General features: G+C 56.8%; 14 protein-coding genes. 9 read left to right on the top strand and 5 right to left on the bottom strand.

Annotated elements, in window-relative coordinates; translation table 11 throughout:
• Positions 1 to 148 precede the first annotated feature (148 nt).
• Positions 149 to 1,165, top strand: a complete 1,017-nt coding sequence (locus ABLU80_RS21355) for a LacI family DNA-binding transcriptional regulator (protein ID WP_045359210.1) — start codon at positions 149 to 151, stop codon at positions 1,163 to 1,165.
• Between the two features lie 8 nt (positions 1,166 to 1,173).
• Here the strand turns inward: ABLU80_RS21355 and ABLU80_RS21350 are convergent, their stop codons facing one another.
• Positions 1,174 to 1,797 carry a glutathione S-transferase gene (locus tag ABLU80_RS21350; RefSeq protein ID WP_348850451.1) on the bottom strand — a complete coding sequence of 208 codons (624 nt, stop codon included), beginning with the start codon at positions 1,795 to 1,797 and terminating at the stop codon, positions 1,174 to 1,176.
• Between the two features lie 99 nt (positions 1,798 to 1,896).
• Between ABLU80_RS21350 and ABLU80_RS21345 the strand changes: the two genes are divergently transcribed.
• From ABLU80_RS21345 to ABLU80_RS21330, 4 genes are all read left to right on the top strand, one after another.
• A complete protein-coding gene (locus tag ABLU80_RS21345; protein ID WP_348850450.1) occupies positions 1,897 to 3,045 on the top strand; it encodes an iron-containing alcohol dehydrogenase in 1,149 nt (382 codons plus the stop codon).
• Between the two features lie 270 nt (positions 3,046 to 3,315).
• Entirely contained in the window at positions 3,316 to 4,974 is a 1,659-nt protein-coding gene (locus ABLU80_RS21340; RefSeq protein WP_047078846.1) for an alpha,alpha-trehalase, read from the top strand.
• A gap of 63 nt (positions 4,975 to 5,037) precedes the next feature.
• Positions 5,038 to 5,565 (top strand): GNAT family protein, encoded by a 528-nt coding sequence (locus tag ABLU80_RS21335; protein WP_047079880.1) that lies wholly within the window; start codon positions 5,038 to 5,040, stop codon positions 5,563 to 5,565.
• A 75-nt stretch (positions 5,566 to 5,640) separates the two neighbouring features.
• On the top strand, positions 5,641 to 6,063 hold the full coding sequence (locus tag ABLU80_RS21330; protein WP_348850449.1) for a muraminidase: 423 nt from the start codon (positions 5,641 to 5,643) through the stop codon (positions 6,061 to 6,063).
• On the opposite strand, the gene ABLU80_RS21325 is transcribed toward ABLU80_RS21330, so the two are convergent.
• Both ABLU80_RS21325 and ABLU80_RS21320 read right to left on the bottom strand, forming a co-directional pair.
• Entirely contained in the window at positions 6,060 to 6,668 is a 609-nt protein-coding gene (locus ABLU80_RS21325; protein WP_032715270.1) for a response regulator transcription factor, read from the bottom strand. The two genes, ABLU80_RS21330 and ABLU80_RS21325, sit on opposite strands and share 4 nt — an antisense overlap.
• Before the next feature lie 358 nt (positions 6,669 to 7,026).
• Complete coding sequence (locus ABLU80_RS21320; RefSeq protein WP_047466596.1) at positions 7,027 to 7,785, bottom strand: SDR family oxidoreductase; 759 nt, start codon at positions 7,783 to 7,785, stop codon at positions 7,027 to 7,029.
• A gap of 118 nt (positions 7,786 to 7,903) precedes the next feature.
• On the opposite strand from ABLU80_RS21320, the gene ABLU80_RS21315 reads away from it, so the two are divergent.
• The 3 genes from ABLU80_RS21315 (at position 7,904) to ABLU80_RS21305 (ending at position 11,536) form a co-directional block, all read left to right on the top strand.
• Positions 7,904 to 8,803, top strand: coding sequence for a LysR family transcriptional regulator (locus ABLU80_RS21315; protein WP_015369250.1), 900 nt, complete (start codon positions 7,904 to 7,906; stop codon positions 8,801 to 8,803).
• 107 nt (positions 8,804 to 8,910) lie between these two features.
• Positions 8,911 to 9,942, top strand: a complete 1,032-nt coding sequence (gene yhjD / locus ABLU80_RS21310; protein WP_020077734.1) for an inner membrane protein YhjD — start codon at positions 8,911 to 8,913, stop codon at positions 9,940 to 9,942.
• A 271-nt stretch (positions 9,943 to 10,213) separates the two neighbouring features.
• Positions 10,214 to 11,536 (top strand): MFS transporter, encoded by a 1,323-nt coding sequence (locus tag ABLU80_RS21305; RefSeq protein WP_015703754.1) that lies wholly within the window; start codon positions 10,214 to 10,216, stop codon positions 11,534 to 11,536.
• Between the two features lie 49 nt (positions 11,537 to 11,585).
• Here ABLU80_RS21305 and ABLU80_RS21300 read toward each other — a convergent pair whose 3' ends face one another.
• A complete protein-coding gene (locus tag ABLU80_RS21300; RefSeq protein ID WP_047079878.1) occupies positions 11,586 to 13,637 on the bottom strand; it encodes an AsmA family protein in 2,052 nt (683 codons plus the stop codon).
• A 194-nt stretch (positions 13,638 to 13,831) separates the two neighbouring features.
• On the opposite strand from ABLU80_RS21300, the gene ABLU80_RS21295 reads away from it, so the two are divergent.
• Positions 13,832 to 14,761 carry a sugar kinase gene (locus ABLU80_RS21295; RefSeq protein WP_015703756.1) on the top strand — a complete coding sequence of 310 codons (930 nt, stop codon included), beginning with the start codon at positions 13,832 to 13,834 and terminating at the stop codon, positions 14,759 to 14,761.
• 521 nt (positions 14,762 to 15,282) lie between these two features.
• Here ABLU80_RS21295 and ABLU80_RS21290 read toward each other — a convergent pair.
• Positions 15,283 to 16,782, bottom strand: coding sequence for a pitrilysin family protein (locus ABLU80_RS21290; protein WP_015703757.1), 1,500 nt, complete (start codon positions 16,780 to 16,782; stop codon positions 15,283 to 15,285).
• Positions 16,783 to 16,962: the final 180 nt, after the last annotated feature.

The raw sequence follows: 16,962 nt of genomic DNA, 5'->3' as shown, positions 1-16,962 counted from the left end.
TAATGCATTCGAATTCACTTGCATCCTGGCGTGAATAAAATGTTATGTGAAGCAGCAATGCATTCGAATGCAACGGAGATCGCAAAATTAGTGACAGGGGGGAAGATTCACGCATAATGACGGGGCATGGGTCAGGAGAGGCAACGGAATGGCAGGTCAAAACAAACGAGCAGTCACCAGTTACGATGTCGCGAAAGCGGCTGGCGTCTCGCAATCTGCGGTATCCCGCGCCTTTACCGAAGGAGCGAAAATTTCGCCAGCCACCAAAGAAAAGGTGCGTAAGATCGCCGCCGAGCTGGGCTATCGTCCGAGCTTTATCGCCCAGTCGCTGATCACCCGCCGCTCAACGCTTATTGGTGTCGTCGTTCCGGGGTTGGTGAATCCCTTCTACGCCGCGGTTCTGGATGAACTGTCACAGGCGTTGAACCTGATGGGATACCGGGTACTGTTGTTTTCGATGTACCGCGATGATGACACTACCCCCATCATGGAAGAGATTCTGCGTCATCGTGTTGAAGCGCTAGTGCTGGTGTCCAGCAGCCTTTCTTCACACTTTGCTCATGAATGCCAGCAGCTCGGCCTGCCGGTGCTGCTGCTCAACCGCAAAAACGACAGCCGGTCGGTTTCCAGCGTCACCAGCGATAACCTGGCTGGCGGCGCCGCGATTGCCGATTTCCTGCTGGATCTCGGCCATCAGCAGCTGGCATTTGTTGCCGGTAGAGATACCTCCTCTACCAGCCGCGACCGTGAGACAGGCTTTCGACAGCGTCTGGAGGCCCGCGGCGCCCGCCCGATGCTGCGCGATAGCGGAATGTGGTCGATAGAAGAAGCGATGAACGCCACCCGCAGGCTGATGGCGCTACCAACGCCGCCGGACGCGCTATTTTGCGCCAACGATATGATGGCCATCGCCGCCCTCAATGTGGTTGTCGGCGAAATGGGCATGAAGGCGGGCAAAGATATCTCCATCGTCGGGTTCGATGATATCGCCATGGCCAGCTGGCCGCTGATAAATTTAACCACCTGGGTCCAACCGCTATCGGAAATGGTGGATACCGCCATCGCCGTACTGAAAACGCAGCTAGGCGCGGCTGAAACCAGCGCCGTTCAGCACGTTCTGCAGGGGAAGCTTATCGTCAGGGGCAGTACCCGCCCGCGACGCTAAATCAGCCGCTACGCTACGCCGTTATTGCCGTGGCGCATAAATGCCGGGCGCTGGTTAAGGGCCATATACCAGCGTTCGACGTTTGCCATCTCCGGATGGGCGAACGGCGTCATTTTCCAGCGATGAACCGAAAGCCCCAGCACGATATCCGCCAGCGTAAACGTCTCGCCGGTCAGCCACGCGCCGGTGCGCTGTAGCTGATTGTCGACAATCTGTACGCAGCGCGTCCACGCGGAAATACTCTCTTTAATTGCCGCCGGATCCTGAAAACGCGGATCTTTACGCACCAGCCCCGTGAACGCGTAGCGCCACGCGCTGTTAAACTCCGTCGCCTGCCAGTCCATCCAGTGTTCTACCTGCGCCGCGGCCCGCAACGCAGAGGGCAGCAAATCATCACGTCCGACCTTACGCGCCAGATAGCGGCAGATGCTGTTCGACTCCCAAAGGACAAAATCGTCATCCACCAGCACCGGCACTAACGCATTTGGATTCAGCGCCAAAAATTCCGGCGTATCAAGCGGGCTATAGCCGCTGCCATAATCTTCCTGCTGATACTCGATACCCGCCTCTTCGCAGGTCCAGAGGACTTTACGCACGTTAATAGACGAGCGTTTACCCAAGATTCTTATCATCGTCAGCAACCCTTTTTCGTAATATGGCAGACATGAAGCTTGCCGGATAATGTGTATAGTGGATTGCAGAATAATTATCCACTACAGGTACCCTTACACATGGTCACTCCCTTCAACATTTTAACGCCCGGCAATATCCGCTTTGGCCGCGGGCAGGCCCGCAGCGCCGCGCCGTGGCTGGCGCAATATGATGCCCCGGTGCTGCTGGTTCACGGCGCGACCAAAAATCGCGCCCAATTTTTACTGAACGAACTGACCGCATTGCATCTTCAGGTCAGCACTGTTGCTATCGCCAATGAACCCACGCTGGACGATATTGAACGCGGCGTACGGCTGGCGCGCGAGCGCGGCGTCGGCGCGGTGGTCAGCCTCGGCGGCGGCGCGGTCATTGATGCCGGTAAAGCCATTGCCGCGCTGGTCCCGGCAAGCGGGCCTGCCATCGACTATCTGGAAGTCGTCGGAACGGGGAGAATACTGGAAGCCAGCCCGCTACCGTTTGTCGCTATTCCCACAACGTCCGGCACCGGCGCGGAGGTTACTAAAAACGCGGTCATCAACGTCCCCCAGCAGCAGCGCAAAGTCAGCCTGCGCGACGATCGCATGCTGCCGCAACTGGCGATTGTCGATCCGGCGTTAACGGATAACGCCCCCCGCGCCGTCACCCTCGGCTCCGGCCTTGATGCCTTAACTCAGGTTATCGAACCCTGGCTGTGCACCCGGGCGACGCCCTTCACCGATGCCCTGTGCCGGGAGGCGATTCCCCGCGGCATCGCCGCGTTAAAAACGCTGATGGAAAAAGAGTGTGCCGACAGCCGCGACGAGCTGGCATGGGTCAGCCTGTGCGGCGGGCTGGCGCTCGCCAATGCCGGGCTGGGTGTGGTTCACGGTCTTGCGGGGCCGCTTGGCGGGCTAAGCGATGCCTCCCACGGCGCGCTCTGCGGCTGCCTGCTGCCTTTTGGGCTGGAACTCAATGAGTCGCAGGTAACCAATCCGGCGATGCGCCAGCGTTTCCTCGACGTGCGCCAGTGGATCGCTGCCGGACTCGGCGTCTCGCCGGATGACGCGTGGCAAAGCCTGCGCGAATGGAGCCAGCGCTCAGGGCTCGGCAATTTACGCGACCTCGGCGTGCCGCGTGAAGCGCTGGAACCCGCTGCGCTGGCGGCCAGTAGTTCATCGTCGATGAAAGCCAATCCGGTCACGCTTGAGTCAGAGCAACTGCTGGAGATGCTGGAAGCCGCCTGGGAGTAAACGAGCCAACCGCCTGCGTTTACCCGGGGCGGTTCAAATTTTGTTGCATAATGAATGCTCCGAATTTCGTTTTCGCGCATCCACGACAACGGTAAATATTCACCCTTTAATTTCAAAGACCTGCTCGTATTACCTGCCATTTTTATGCACTGAAAAGCGTGACCTGACGCACAGTTTATCTTCCGCAGACCGAAGCGAGTGTCTACGCTTATTAGAGAGCCCGGGCATGCCCGGCCCCTAAACTCACGCTATCCGGAGGCCTGTATCGCTATGTTCAGCCAGAAACTACGCAACGTTGATGACGACGAGTTGAGGATCGAAAACGATCCGTGCTACGAAGCCGATCCGTATGAGTTAAAACTGGATGAAATGTTCGACGCCGAACCGGAGCCGGAGATCATCGAAGGGCTACCGGCGTCTGACGCCCTGACCCCCGCCGACCGCTATCTCGAGTTGTTTACTAACGTACAAAAGTCGCGCATTTTTCTTGATAGCAAAACCTTTCCCGACTGCGCGCCAAAACACGATCCGCTTGATATCCTGATGCACTATCGACGGGTTAAGCGTACGCCGGAGTTCGATTTGCGTCAGTTTGTGGAAGACAACTTCTGGCTGCCGGATAACCGCGCCGATGATTACACTTCTGATCCGAAACTGACGCTAAAAGAGCATATCGATAAGCTCTGGCCAGTCCTCACACGTGAACCGCAGGATCATATTCCGTGGTCATCGCTGCTGGCGCTACCGCAGTCGTACATCGTCCCCGGCGGGCGTTTTAGCGAGACCTACTACTGGGATTCCTACTTCACCATGCTGGGTCTGGCGGAAAGTGGCCGTGAAGATTTGCTCAAATGTATGGCCGACAACTTCGCCTGGATGATTGAAACCTACGGCCACATTCCCAACGGCAACCGCACCTATTATCTCAGCCGCTCCCAGCCGCCGGTATTCGCCCTGATGGTGGAGCTGTTTGAGGAAGATGGCGTTCGCGGCGCGCGCCGCTATCTCGATCATCTCAAATTAGAGCACGCCTTCTGGATGGACGGCGCGGAATCGCTGATCCCTAACCAGGCCTACCGTCACGTGGTGCGTATGCCTGATGGTTCACTGCTTAACCGCTACTGGGACGACCGTGATACGCCGCGCGATGAATCCTGGCGAGAAGATGTCGAAACGGCGAAGCATTCCGGCCGGCCGCCAAACGAGGTCTATCGTGACCTGCGCGCCGGCGCGGCTTCCGGCTGGGACTACTCCAGCCGCTGGCTGCGCGATATCACCAGGCTGGCGAGTATCCGCACCACCCAGTTTATTCCCATCGACCTCAACGCTTTTCTGTTTAAGCTGGAAAATACCATCGCCAATCTTTCCGGCCTGAAGGGCGATCGCGAGGCTGAAGCCGAATTTCGCCGTAAAGCTAACGCGCGCCGGGAGGCGGTTACCCGCTACCTGTGGGATGAAGAGTGCGGCTGTTTTCGCGATTACGATTGGCGCCGTGAGCAGTTGGCCTTGTTCTCCGCCGCCAGCATCGTCACGCTTTATGTCGGGATGGCGACCCACGCCCAGGCCGAACGGCTGGCGGATGCCGTACGCGCGCGTCTGCTCACCCCTGGCGGCATCATGGCGACGGAATATGAAAGCGGCGAACAGTGGGATAAACCCAACGGCTGGGCGCCGCTGCAGTGGATGGCGGTACAGGGATTCAAAATGTACGGCCACGACCCGCTTGGCGATGAAATCGCCCAGAGCTGGCTGCAGACGGTGAATCAATTTTATCTCAAACACCACAAGCTGATTGAGAAATATCATATCGCCAGCGGCGTACCACATGAGGGCGGCGGCGGGGAATATCCGCTGCAGGATGGCTTCGGCTGGACCAACGGCGTGGTGCGGCGGCTTATCAGCCTGTACGGCGAGCCGAGGTCTTCGTAAGGCACTTTCCGTCGGCAGGCTGTGCTGCTAAGGTTTTATTTTCCCTTTGCCAGAGCCGACAACATGCCCGAACTGCTTACGCCGCGGCTGCGCTGCTCGCCGCTGCAGCTTGACGACTGGTCTTTTTTTCTCAGCCTGCAACAGGATCCGCAGGTGATGCTCTATGTCGCGGATAATCGGCCCATCGCCGATATCCGCGCCGCGTTTGATGCGCGCCTGCCGGTCTGGTCGCCTAAGTCCTCGCACTGGCTATGCCTGGTGGTTCGCGATCGGCAAAGCCATACGCCCCTTGGCCTGACCGGCTATTGCCATCACGATGATGATATCGCCGAAGTAGGCTTTCTGTTCGCCCCACAGGCGCAGGGGCTGGGCTACGGATATGAATCCCTGCGCGCGCTATGTGATTACGCATTTTCTACAGGCGGCATTCGTCGTCTTACCGCCAGCGTCACCGCCGGGAACCAGGCCTCCAGACAGCTGCTGCTAAAAACAGGATTTATACAGGAAGGAGAGCTACGCGAAAGCTACTGGCTACATGGCCGTTGGCATAATGACTGGCTGTTTGGCCTGATGCGCCACGATTACCAATAAGGCCCTGGGCCATCCGGCGAATGGGGGCGACCCCGCTTTTCCTCTACACTGCCGCCAACAATAGAGGAAAAGACCATGACTATCACCACGTTAAGCCTGGCGGGACTGCGATTTATTCAGCAAACGCAAGGGCTGGCGCTACTGCCATATCAGGACCAGTTTGGCCAATGGCGGGTCGGCTATGGCCACGCTATTGATGAAGATGAGAAAGAGACGCCCATCACCGCTGAACTGGCGATGATGCTATTGACGGTAGACCTGCTGCAGTGCCAACAGATACTACAGCGCAGGTTGGTCGTGGAACTGACTCAGCCGCAGTACGATGCCCTGCTGGCGCTGGTATTCAGTTTAGATGGCAGCGCCCAGCCGCAGCTGGACGCCATTTTGCGTTACCTTAACGGCCACAACATGACGCAGGCGCTGGCGATATGGCGGAAAATTGACCGCGATAACGCCTTTCGCCTGCAGGAGTGCGAGTGGTTTTGTCAGACCGGTTAATTGTCACAAACGCTATTAAATGCCATCGCCGCCTGGGTCCGATTTTTCACATCCAGCCGCCGATATAACGACTCAAGATGCGCTTTCACGGTCCCGGCGCTGATATTTAACGTACGGCTAATTTCCTTATTAGAGCTGCCTTCCGCCAGCAGTTTTAAAATTTCCTGCTGGCGACGACTTAAATGTACAGCGTGTTTCCCGCGATCCGCCGAAGTCATTAACCATGTGCCAGGCAGACACATCATGCCCAACATGATGCTATTAATGATCTGGGCAAACATATCGGCGCTATCCTCACGCTGGGCAATGGCGCGCACGTTCCACGCCAGCGCCCGTTGCAGCCAGCTTTTATTATCATCCGAAACCACTAATAATACTTTGGCATGCGGAAAACGCTGCTGCTTCTCCTGGAGCAACCAGCAACAAAATTCACTATTCAGGTCGCCATCAAGCATGAGGAGCGCCTGCGGATGAGCCGTGAGCAGTTGCCACAGCTGTTCTGCCTGACAGGTGCTATGAATATTAATTTCAGGAATACGTTGTTGTAAGCCGACCTTCATTCCATGAATAAATATTGACTGCCTGTCAAACATGATTACTTGCATGGACTGCTCTCCATCGAAAATACCCCTTTTAAAAGTGGGTGAAGGGTAATATCAGCCGACAAAAATAAGAACTCGCCGTATGACCTAAGCCATTTTACCGATGGAGGAGATGATATAAACATCATGATGATGAATAGTTACACGCCAGCGCGGAACGATTACTCATTCATAATATTTATTACATTTAATGTGAGGAATTCCTTAATTAAGCGGATAGATAACAGGATAATAATATTATTTCTGCCAGTGTAATCGAGTCGCTGAAAATCAGCGATACGCATGATGCAAAAGAGTGTTACGGAATAATAAAAAGCACAATATGAAGGCGCCCTACGCTATTATGCGCAGGGCGTGATCATTATAAAAACATGCCGCCGGAAACCTCAACGCGCTGGGCGTTCATCCAGCCGAGCTCGTCACTCAGCAACGCGGCGATAGCATCGCCGATATCATCCGGCAGGCCGACGCGGCCTAGCGCCGTCTGGGCGGCAATATGCTGGTTAAGCGGGGCATTATCGCGCACCGCGCCGCCGCCAAAGTCGGTTTCAATTGCGCCGGGGGCAATGATATTAACCGATATTCCGCGAGCGCCGAGCTCCTTCGCCTGATAACGGGTTAACACCTCCATGGCACCTTTCATCGCCGCATAAGCGGAATAGCCCGGTAGTGCAAAGCGTGCCAGCCCGCTGGAGACGTTCAGAATGCGCCCACCGTCTTTAAGCAAAGGCAGCAGCTGCTGGGTAAGGAAGAACGGTCCCTTAAAGTGGATGTTCATCAACTCGTCAAACTGCCCTTCGCTGGTCTCGCTAAACGGCGCGGTCAACCCGATGCCGGCATTGTTCAATAAATAATCGAAGCTGTCGCGCTGCCACTTCTCCTTCAGACATTGCGTCAGCTGTTGTACAAAGCCTGCAAAACTGGCGGTATCGCCGACGTTCAGCGACAATGCTGCCGCTTTCGCTCCTGTTTGCTCAATTTCGCGCACCACTTCCCGCGCCGCCTGCTGGTTGCTGTGGTAAGTCAGAATAATATCGGTTCCCTTCGCCGCCAGCTTCAGCGCCGCGTTTTTTCCCAGACCGCGGCTGCCGCCGGTTACTAAAGCGATACGTTGTGTCATCAGAAACCCCTTCGTCATTACGTGTGTGTGAATAAAGAGCTTATTAGCAGACGTAGTAACAATAAATGGGCTAAATTACGTTTTACTGTTTCATTATTAACAACAATAGGCAGTAAGCATGGATAAAATTCACGCAATGCAACTCTTTATTCGTGTCGCGGAACTGGAGAGTTTCTCTCGCGCCGCCGATACCCTTGGGTTGCCCAAAGGTAGCGTATCGCGACAGATCCAGGCGCTGGAGAGCCATCTCGGCGCTCGCCTGCTGCACCGCACCACCCGTCGGGTGCAGTTGACGCAGGACGGCATGGTCTATTACGAACGCGCCAAAGACCTGTTAAGTAATCTCGAAGAACTGGATGGTATGTTTCAGGGCGATCCGTCAAGCATTAGCGGCCGCCTGCGTGTCGATATGCCGATCAGCGTCGCCAAAAAACTGGTCATCCCGAAACTTCCCGCGTTTTTACAACAGTATCCCGGCATTGAAATCGAACTGAGCAGTAGCGACCGGCTGGTCGATGTGGTGCGCGAAGGCTTCGACTGCGTGATCCGGGTGGGTACGCTTAAAGACTCGGGACTCATCGCCCGCCCGCTCGGCAAACTCACGCAAATTAACTGCGCCAGTCCGCATTATCTGGCGCGCTTCGGCTACCCGGAAAGCCTCGACGATCTGGCGGATCATGCCTTGATCCACTACGCCAGCAACTTCGGCGCGCGGCAGTCAGGCTTTGAAGTCGTCAGCGACGGCGCCGTGCGCTGGGTGAAAACCGGCGGCGTGTTGACCGTCAATAGCACCGAAACCTACCAGGCCGCCTGCCAGGCCGGGCTCGGCATTATTCAGGTCCCGCGCATTGCCGTACGTGAACCGCTGCGTACCGGCGAGCTGGTTGAGATCCTGCCGCAGTACCGCGCCGAACCGATGCCGGTGTCGATTATCTATCCACATCGGCGCAATCTCTCCCGCCGCGTGCATCTCTTTATGGAGTGGCTGGGCGGATTGATGAAAGGTTATGTCGATTAATCGGCGCGGGTCGTCAACGCCCGTCGGGCCGATGGGCGCCTGCAAGATGCGTCGTTTAAGGTATACTTTTGGCTGAATATCGCTGTAAAGAAAGGAAGAAATCACTTATGACGCCGGAAAACGACGATCGCCAACCGCCACAGGAAACGGGCCAGCAGCCGGAGAAAAACAAAAGTACGCTCGCCGCCATCAACGATTCCGCCGTTGGGCAGAAAGCTAACCAGGCGCTGAAAACGGTCACCGGAACGGCGGCCAAAGTTCAGCGCAATCCGGTAATAGCCCACCTGCTGCGCGCCGCCGAGCGGTTCAATGACAGGCTTGGCAATCAGTTTGGCGCAGCCATCACCTACTTCTCATTTTTGTCGATGATCCCCATTCTGATGGTCTCATTTGCCGCCGCTGGTTTCGTACTGGCCTGGCATCCGACGCTGCTGCAGGACATCTTCGATAAAATTCTGCAAAACGTCAGCGACCCGACGCTGGCGGCAACGCTTAAAAACACCATCAACACCGCCGTACAGCAGCGTACCGCAGTCGGGCTGGTCGGCCTGTTGGTCGCGCTCTACTCCGGTATTAACTGGATGGGCAACCTGCGTGAAGCGATTCGCGCCCAGTCGCGCGACGTGTGGGAACGTACGCCGCAGGATCAGGAAAAAATCTGGGTAAAATACTTCCGCGATCTGATCTCGCTGATTGGCCTGCTGGTCGCGCTGGTTATCACGCTGTCGATTACCTCCGTTGCCGGATCCGCACAGCAGATGATCATCTCCGCGCTGTATCTCGATTATATAGAATGGCTGAAACCCGCATGGCGCCTGATTGGCCTGGCGATTTCCATCTTCGCGAACTATCTACTGTTTTTCTGGATCTTCTGGCGACTGCCGCGCCACCGTCCACGCCGCAAAGCGCTGTTCCGCGGTACGCTAATTGCGGCGATTGGCTTTGAGATTATTAAAATCGTGATGACCTGGACGCTGCCGGCGCTGGTGAAATCCCCATCCGGCGCCGCCTTTGGTTCCGTACTCGGGCTAATGGCCTTCTTCTACTTCTTCGCCCGTCTGACCCTCTTCTGCGCCGCATGGATTGCGACCGCGGAGTACAAAGACGATAAGCGGATGCCGGGCAAAGCCCACGATTAAAGTCATTATCGGGCTGAATAAAGACGCAAAATTCAGCCCGACCTATCATTTCAGCAGATAAATCCAGTGCGTAACTTTTATTTAACCTAAAACTGGTTTTATTCTCCAATATTTTAATTATGTGAAGCATTTCATAGAAGATATTTTCTCAGGGCGAAAATTATCCGCTTTTTGCCTGTTTTTTGCGCGATAGCGAGTTTTGTTACAGATTGAAATGTCTCTTTTGCTGTGGCTATATGGCTTTTCGTTCGCTCAAAAATAAGAAAGATCTATGCAAGCCACAGCCACTACTATCGACAACGCGCAAGACGCCACGCCGGTTAACTCGCGTAATAAAGTCGTCGTCGCCTCGCTCATCGGCACCGCCATTGAGTTCTTCGACTTCTATATTTACGCCACCGCCGCGGTTATCGTCTTCCCCCATATCTTTTTCCCACAGGGTGATGCCGCCGCCGCGACGCTACAGTCGCTGGCGACGTTCGCCATCGCCTTTGTCGCGCGCCCGATTGGCTCAGCGCTATTCGGCCACTTCGGCGACCGTGTAGGCCGTAAGGTCACACTCGTCGCCTCGCTGCTGACCATGGGCATCTCCACCGTGGTCATCGGCCTGCTGCCGGGCTATGAAAGCATTGGTATTCTGGCGCCGATGCTGCTGGCGCTGGCGCGCTTTGGTCAGGGTCTCGGCCTTGGCGGCGAATGGGGCGGGGCGGCGCTGCTGGCGACGGAAAACGCTCCGCCGCGCAAACGCGCGCTATATGGCTCCTTCCCACAGCTGGGGGCGCCAATCGGCTTCTTCTTCGCCAACGGCACCTTCCTGTTGCTGTCGTGGCTGTTGAGCGACCAGCAGTTTATGGAATGGGGCTGGCGCGTGCCGTTCATCTTCTCCGCGGTCCTGGTCATTATCGGTCTGTATGTTCGCGTGTCGCTGCATGAAACCCCGGTGTTCGCCAAAGTGGCGGCGGCGAAAAAACAGGTCAAAATCCCGCTTGGCACGCTGCTGACTAAGCACGTGCGCGTGACCGTGCTCGGCACCTTCATCATGCTGGCGACCTATACCCTGTTCTATATCATGACCGTTTACTCCATGACCTTCAGTACCGCTGCCGCGCCGATTGGTTTAGGTTTGCCGCGTAACGAAGTGCTGTGGATGCTGATGATGGCGGTCATTGGTTTCGGGGTGATGGTACCGGTGGCGGGCCTGCTGGCGGATGCCTTTGGCCGTCGTAAAAGTATGATTATCATCACCACGATGATTATTCTGTTCGCGCTGTTCGCCTTTAAACCGCTGCTCGGTTCCGGCAACCCGATTCTGGTCTTCGCCTTCCTGCTGCTGGGCCTTAGCCTGATGGGGCTGACCTTCGGCCCGATGGGCGCGCTGTTGCCGGAGCTGTTCCCGACGGAAGTTCGTTATACCGGCGCCTCTTTCTCCTATAACGTGTCGTCGATCCTCGGCGCGTCGGTCGCACCATATATTGCCGCCTGGCTGCAGGGCAATTACGGCCTGCCGGCTGTCGGTATCTACCTGGCGGCGATGGCGGCGCTGACGCTGATCGCCCTGCTGTTGACCCACGAAACCCGCCATCAATCGCTGTAAGTTGCAGGCCCTGACGCTGTTGCCGTCAGGGCCATCGCTCATCTCATCCTTACTTTTTCATCTGCGACAAAATCGTCCGGCACTGATTCGCCTCGCCTTCCGCCGGCGAGATCAGCGCCAGTAAAGCGGCCGCCGGCGTGACCAGCGTCGCTAACGCTGCCGCCACCGCGCCGCGGGCAATCAGCGGCCCGGCTTTCACCCCGGCATCCGGTGATTTAAAGGTACCGCGCACGTACAGCGGAGAACGCAGAGTAATCACCCGCAAGCCCTTACTTTCCGGGTCAACGGTTAGATCCAGCTGTTCAGAGGCAAAGCTGGCGGTGCCGGTAATGTTAATCAGCGCGTTCTCGGTATCGAAGGCGAAAATTTGCGGTCGCGCCACGCCGTTGACCACATCGATATTGGCCGCCGCGCAGTTCACCCGAACCTCCTCGTCGCCGAAAATCTGCCCAATGATAAAGTTTCCGACGTTTAAGCCGAGGATTTCCATCAGGTTGCGGCTAATCAGACCATCATTCATCAGCAGCTTAAGGTTGCCGTTGCTGTTGCCAAGCAGCGCCGCCACCGAATTACCGCTGCCGCGCAGTTGTACATCGCCGCTCATCTCACCGAGCGTTTTCTGCATCATTTCAACGTTCGGCATCAGCGCCTTGAGCTTAAGCCGCCGCGCCTGCAGATTGGCTTCGCCCTGTAGCGGTTTTTTATCGCCCTGCAGATGCACGCTGCCGGCAATCGAACCGTTGGCCAGGCCAAAGCGCACCGGTTGCAGGCGCAGGTCGCCGCGTTCAAGAATAATGTGGGTCGCCAGGTCGCTGATGGGCAGAGTACCGCCGTGTTCGATTCGCCGCCCCTTGAAGCGCACATCGGCGTCCATCACCTGCCATTTATCCGTCTCAAAGCGATCGGCCGGCAGGACTTTTCCCGCTGGCTGTACGGCATCGCCCGCTTTACGTGATGAGGATTTCTTCGCCCCGCCGCCGGAATCAACGCCAATCAGCGGGCCGAGGTCCGCCAGACGCAGCTGTTTAGACTCCAGATCGCCGGTAAGCTTCGGTCGCGGTTTGCCGGTGGTATAGGTCAACGAACCGTGGATATCGCTGTCGCCAATCCGGCCATTAAAATCGCGATAGTCAAAACGCATGCCGTTTTTATGTTTAAAGTCGGCGCGCAGGCGGCCATCGGTGGAAAAGGACGGCGTTTCCGGCAGCAGAACGCCGGTCAGGTCGTAGAGGTCGCGCAACGAGTCGCCGGCGAATTTCAGCCGCAGATCGAGCCCCCCGACATTAAGCGGATCGCTGACCGTGCCGCTAAACGCTATCCGGGTATTACCAGAGTGAAAATCGCCTTGTAGCGGGAACGGCGTACTATCGCTACGCAGCGCCAGCATGCCGCCAATTTTGCCGCTGCCGCTCAGCGGTTGGCCTTTGTAGCGCCCCTTCACCGACAGGCCAAAGATATAATCGCCGGCTTTTTTCGCCTGCGCTTTGTTGCCCGCACCGGTGACTTCGCTAAACGGCAGCGCTTTGCCAAGCGGATCGACCACGATCGCGATATTGCTGCGGGTTACCTTATCGTCAATGCCGATGTTGCCGCGATCGAAGAGAATATTATCAAGGCGGAAAGACCAGGCCGATGGCGGGTTGGCTTTTTCGGATGCCGGGTCAGAAGCTAATTTAAAGGTCCAGTTATTGCTGTTTTCCGTCAGCCTTATCAGCCGGACGTCGGGCTGTTCGAGCTTAATCCACGGCAAGTAGACCGTTTTGCTCAGTAGCGCCAGCGGGGCCAGCGTCGCTTCCACGCGCGGCAGATGTACCATCGTCACTTGCGGAATGTCGGGCGGGTTACCCAACACGATATCTTCGGCATGCACATGCGGCCACGGGATCCAGCTACGCCAGCCGCGCTCCTCAGGCTGTCGCTCCCACACTACGCCCAGGTCGCCGCGAATGGCGAATGGCCGATTGAGCTCGGCGGAAACTTTCTGATTGATCGTCGGCTTGAGCCGGTTCCAGTCAAAGGTCGCCAACACGATGAAAAAAAGAACGATTAACAGCACAATCGTTCCCGAGATAATAGCAATCGTTTTACGGGTTCTGGTCATCCCCTCTCCGCTCCTTTTGCGTCTCGTCACTCCTCACTATAGTTGAAGAGCGCGGATTCATCCGCCAAATGCGCTTTTCGTCACATTTTGCGCGTCAGGTCAAAAAATAATGGAACGATGTTTTAATATGGTTGACCCTGCCGGGTGCCCAGCGCAAACTACCGTTAATTTCGATTCAATTTCAGGTCAGCACTATGTCTAAGAAAATTGCCGTGATTGGCGAATGCATGATTGAACTGTCAGAGAAAAACGCGGCGGTGAATCGCGGTTTCGGCGGCGATACCTTAAACACATCCGTCTACATCGCGCGCCAGACCAGCGCGGATGCCCTAAGCGTACACTACGTGACCGCGCTGGGCACCGACACCTTCAGCCAGCAGATGCTGGAGTCCTGGCAGGGCGAACAGGTAAAAACCGATCTGATTCAGCGCATGGCTGACCGACTGCCTGGCCTTTACTACATTGAAACGGACGAGACCGGCGAGCGAACCTTCTACTATTGGCGCAACGAAGCGGCGGCCAAATTCTGGCTCGAAAGCGAGCGCGCAGGCGCCATCTGCGAAGAGCTGGCTACCTTTGATTACCTCTATCTGAGCGGCATCAGCCTCGCCATCCTCAGCCCGGCCAGCCGGGAAAAGTTGCTCACCCTGCTGCGCGAATGCCGCGCCAACGGCGGGAAAGTGATTTTCGATAATAACTACCGTCCGCGCCTGTGGGCCAGCCAGCAAGAGACTCGCCAGGTGTACCAGCAAATGTTGGAATGTACCGATATCGCTTTTCTGACGCTGGATGATGAAGATGCGCTGTGGGGAGCGGTACCGGTTGCCGAAGTTATCGCCCGCACCCACGCCGCTGGCGTAGAAGAGGTGGTGGTGAAGCGCGGCGCCGACTCCTGCCTGGTGGCGATCGCCGGCCAGCCGCTGCTGGAGGTGCCCGCGGTGAAGCTGCCGAAAGAGAAAGTAGTGGATACCACGGCGGCGGGCGATTCGTTCAGCGCCGGCTATCTGGCGGTGCGCCTGACCGGCGGCGACGCGGAATCCGCGGCGAAACGCGGACATCTCACCGCCAGCACGGTTATCCAATATCGCGGGGCGATTATCCCGCGCGAAGCGATGCCGGACTAAGACCCTATTCCCCCTGCTTGCGCTGCGCTTAGCAGGGCTACCAAATCGTACAGTGCTGTAGCCCCGGTAAGCGGTAGCGCCACCGGGGATTTTGAAACCGCACAAACCTCAACACAGGCGGCGGAAGCTGAGCTGATTTTGCGCCGGGTGGCGGCTAACGCCTTACCCGGCCTACCGTTCGCTGGCTGAAACTGCCGGTGTTGGCGGCCTCAAAATCGCTGAGACGTTCCCGGAAGGCCGGGGCAGCCCGCATGGATGCGGGCTGAGGGCCGTGTTTTGCAAGGACGCTGCCTCGGCCCGACCCGAAGCCTGCAGGGATAAGTCGAAGGTACCACGAAGTGGCGATTTTGGCGGCCAGAGCCCGGGAGTACAGAGGGCGGCGGCGACTGGCCGCCCTCTGTGCGCTCCCTGCGCCATGAGAGACATAACGCAGAAGAAATATCGGGAGCGCAATGTGCTCGGAATTAACACTAAGTACATGTTTTTCCCGGACCAAAACCGCTGCAAACCGATAACAGTATCTACTGCGCTGGGGGAATATCCGTCGCCTCGTTATGCGCATCAACCGTATCCGGCGTCGCGCTCACCGCCGCAGCGGGTGCTGGCGCCATCAGCTTTTCCCATGTCGCTTTCAGATCTTTCATGTTGTACTCCGGCTCGCCTTTCGGCTGCTGCAATACCAGCGCCATATCCTGCGACAGCTGCTGGCGCAGATACTGGTTCAACATGTCGACCGTCAGTGAGTTCAGGAACTCCTGGCGCAGCTTTTGATACTGCTCCGGCGCGATATCCACCACCTGATTTTGCAGCGAACGCATACGTTGGCTAATCAGGATATCGGTATCCGTGCGGGCATAGGTGGCGAACAGTTTTTGCAGTTCGAGATTCTTTTGCGCAATCAGTGCATCGAACTCTTCCTGAGGCAGACCATTGTCGCGTACCTTCGCCAGCTCGCGCGATACCGCGCTCAGGTTGGCGTTCAGGCGTTCGCCCGGCGAGTCGATATTGATCGCGCACTGAGCGCGCTGGTACAGCACGCGGCAATCAAAACCGAGACCGATGTCTTTTACGTTGCTTTTGCTCAGGTTCTGCTGCACGTGCCAGAACAGCGCTTCCCGAGCCAGGTCATCGCGCCAGTAGCGCTGCAGCGCGGCGGAATCGCGGATTGGCTGCCATGGGGAATCCCACATGATCGACAGCTTATCCTGACGCACGGCATCGGTCATGATACTCACCGGTACAGCTGGCAGAGGCGATAGCGTTGGTACCGCCGCCGGGGTCTCGCGTTTACCTTTCAGTTCGCCGAAGATTTTGTTGATCTGCTCAGCGACGCTGCGGCTATCGACGTTACCGACAACAATCAGCGTCATCGCATCCGGGGTATACCATTTCTGATAAAATTCTTTCAGCTGTTTAATATCAATCGGTTGCTTCAACGGCGCCGCCGGATCGTGACCAAGCATCGTTGAGCCCTTCAGGCGATAGCGCCACCAGCCTTCCTGGGTATCCAGCGGCCAGGTCGCCACCATATCGCTGCCCTGCAGCGCATGATTGACGGCTTGTTGGGTAATACTCAATTTACCGTTAGCGTCCGCCAGCCAGTTCAACGCTTCTTTTAGCAGGTCGTTGCGGTTATTCGGCAAACTCAGATTAAACAAGGTGAAATCGTACGAAACGATCGCCGGCGGCAGAGGACGCTTCGGGTCAATACTCTGCTGCCACAGCGAACGCGCCTGCATCGTCGGGAGGCTGCCGCTTTGGGTCAGCGCCAGGCGCGGAATGAAATGACTGAAGCCGCTCTGCTGAGTGCTTTCGCTCAGCGAGCCAATATTCACAGCCAGGCGGACTTCGACGCGATCGCTAGGGCGCTGCGGCGTGGAAAGTACCTGCCACGAAAAACCGTTCGCCAACGTCCCCTGTTGCCAGGCCGGGTCCGGCTGGAGCGCTTCTGCCTGCACAGAACCGGCCGTCGCTATCATCAGCAAACCACCGGTTAAGAGTCGAATTTTTGTGCCCTGCATGTGAACCCCTGATGAACATTCCTGGTTACATAGGCAACCCATCGCCGGGTTACCGAAAAAGGTGGTGAATCAAATACGTCGGTTAGACCACGCGTAGGCGAAAATGTCACATGAAGACGTAAAATAATCATGAGGTATCATTCCCCCAGAAGGGGAATGATACCTAATTTTGCGCAGGAG

This window comes from Klebsiella sp. CN_Kp104 (assembly GCF_040064515.1).
In the GTDB taxonomy this organism is placed as follows: Bacteria; Pseudomonadota; Gammaproteobacteria; order Enterobacterales; family Enterobacteriaceae; genus Klebsiella; species Klebsiella aerogenes.
This window is presented reverse-complemented; position numbering and strand designations above follow the sequence as displayed.

Coding starts and splice junctions, on each gene's coding strand:
- ABLU80_RS21345 (WP_348850450.1), top strand. CDS start 1,897: ATGGTCACTCCCTTCAACATTTTAACGCCCGGCAATATCCGCTTTGGC.
- ABLU80_RS21335 (WP_047079880.1), top strand. CDS start 5,038: ATGCCCGAACTGCTTACGCCGCGGCTGCGCTGCTCGCCGCTGCAGCTT.
- ABLU80_RS21350 (WP_348850451.1), bottom strand. CDS start 1,797: ATGATAAGAATCTTGGGTAAACGCTCGTCTATTAACGTGCGTAAAGTC.
- ABLU80_RS21340 (WP_047078846.1), top strand. CDS start 3,316: ATGTTCAGCCAGAAACTACGCAACGTTGATGACGACGAGTTGAGGATC.
- ABLU80_RS21300 (WP_047079878.1), bottom strand. CDS start 13,637: ATGACCAGAACCCGTAAAACGATTGCTATTATCTCGGGAACGATTGTG.
- ABLU80_RS21325 (WP_032715270.1), bottom strand. CDS start 6,668: ATGCAAGTAATCATGTTTGACAGGCAGTCAATATTTATTCATGGAATG.
- yhjD (WP_020077734.1), top strand. CDS start 8,911: ATGACGCCGGAAAACGACGATCGCCAACCGCCACAGGAAACGGGCCAG.
- ABLU80_RS21330 (WP_348850449.1), top strand. CDS start 5,641: ATGACTATCACCACGTTAAGCCTGGCGGGACTGCGATTTATTCAGCAA.
- ABLU80_RS21315 (WP_015369250.1), top strand. CDS start 7,904: ATGGATAAAATTCACGCAATGCAACTCTTTATTCGTGTCGCGGAACTG.
- ABLU80_RS21305 (WP_015703754.1), top strand. CDS start 10,214: ATGCAAGCCACAGCCACTACTATCGACAACGCGCAAGACGCCACGCCG.
- ABLU80_RS21320 (WP_047466596.1), bottom strand. CDS start 7,785: ATGACACAACGTATCGCTTTAGTAACCGGCGGCAGCCGCGGTCTGGGA.
- ABLU80_RS21355 (WP_045359210.1), top strand. CDS start 149: ATGGCAGGTCAAAACAAACGAGCAGTCACCAGTTACGATGTCGCGAAA.
- ABLU80_RS21295 (WP_015703756.1), top strand. CDS start 13,832: ATGTCTAAGAAAATTGCCGTGATTGGCGAATGCATGATTGAACTGTCA.
- ABLU80_RS21290 (WP_015703757.1), bottom strand. CDS start 16,782: ATGCAGGGCACAAAAATTCGACTCTTAACCGGTGGTTTGCTGATGATA.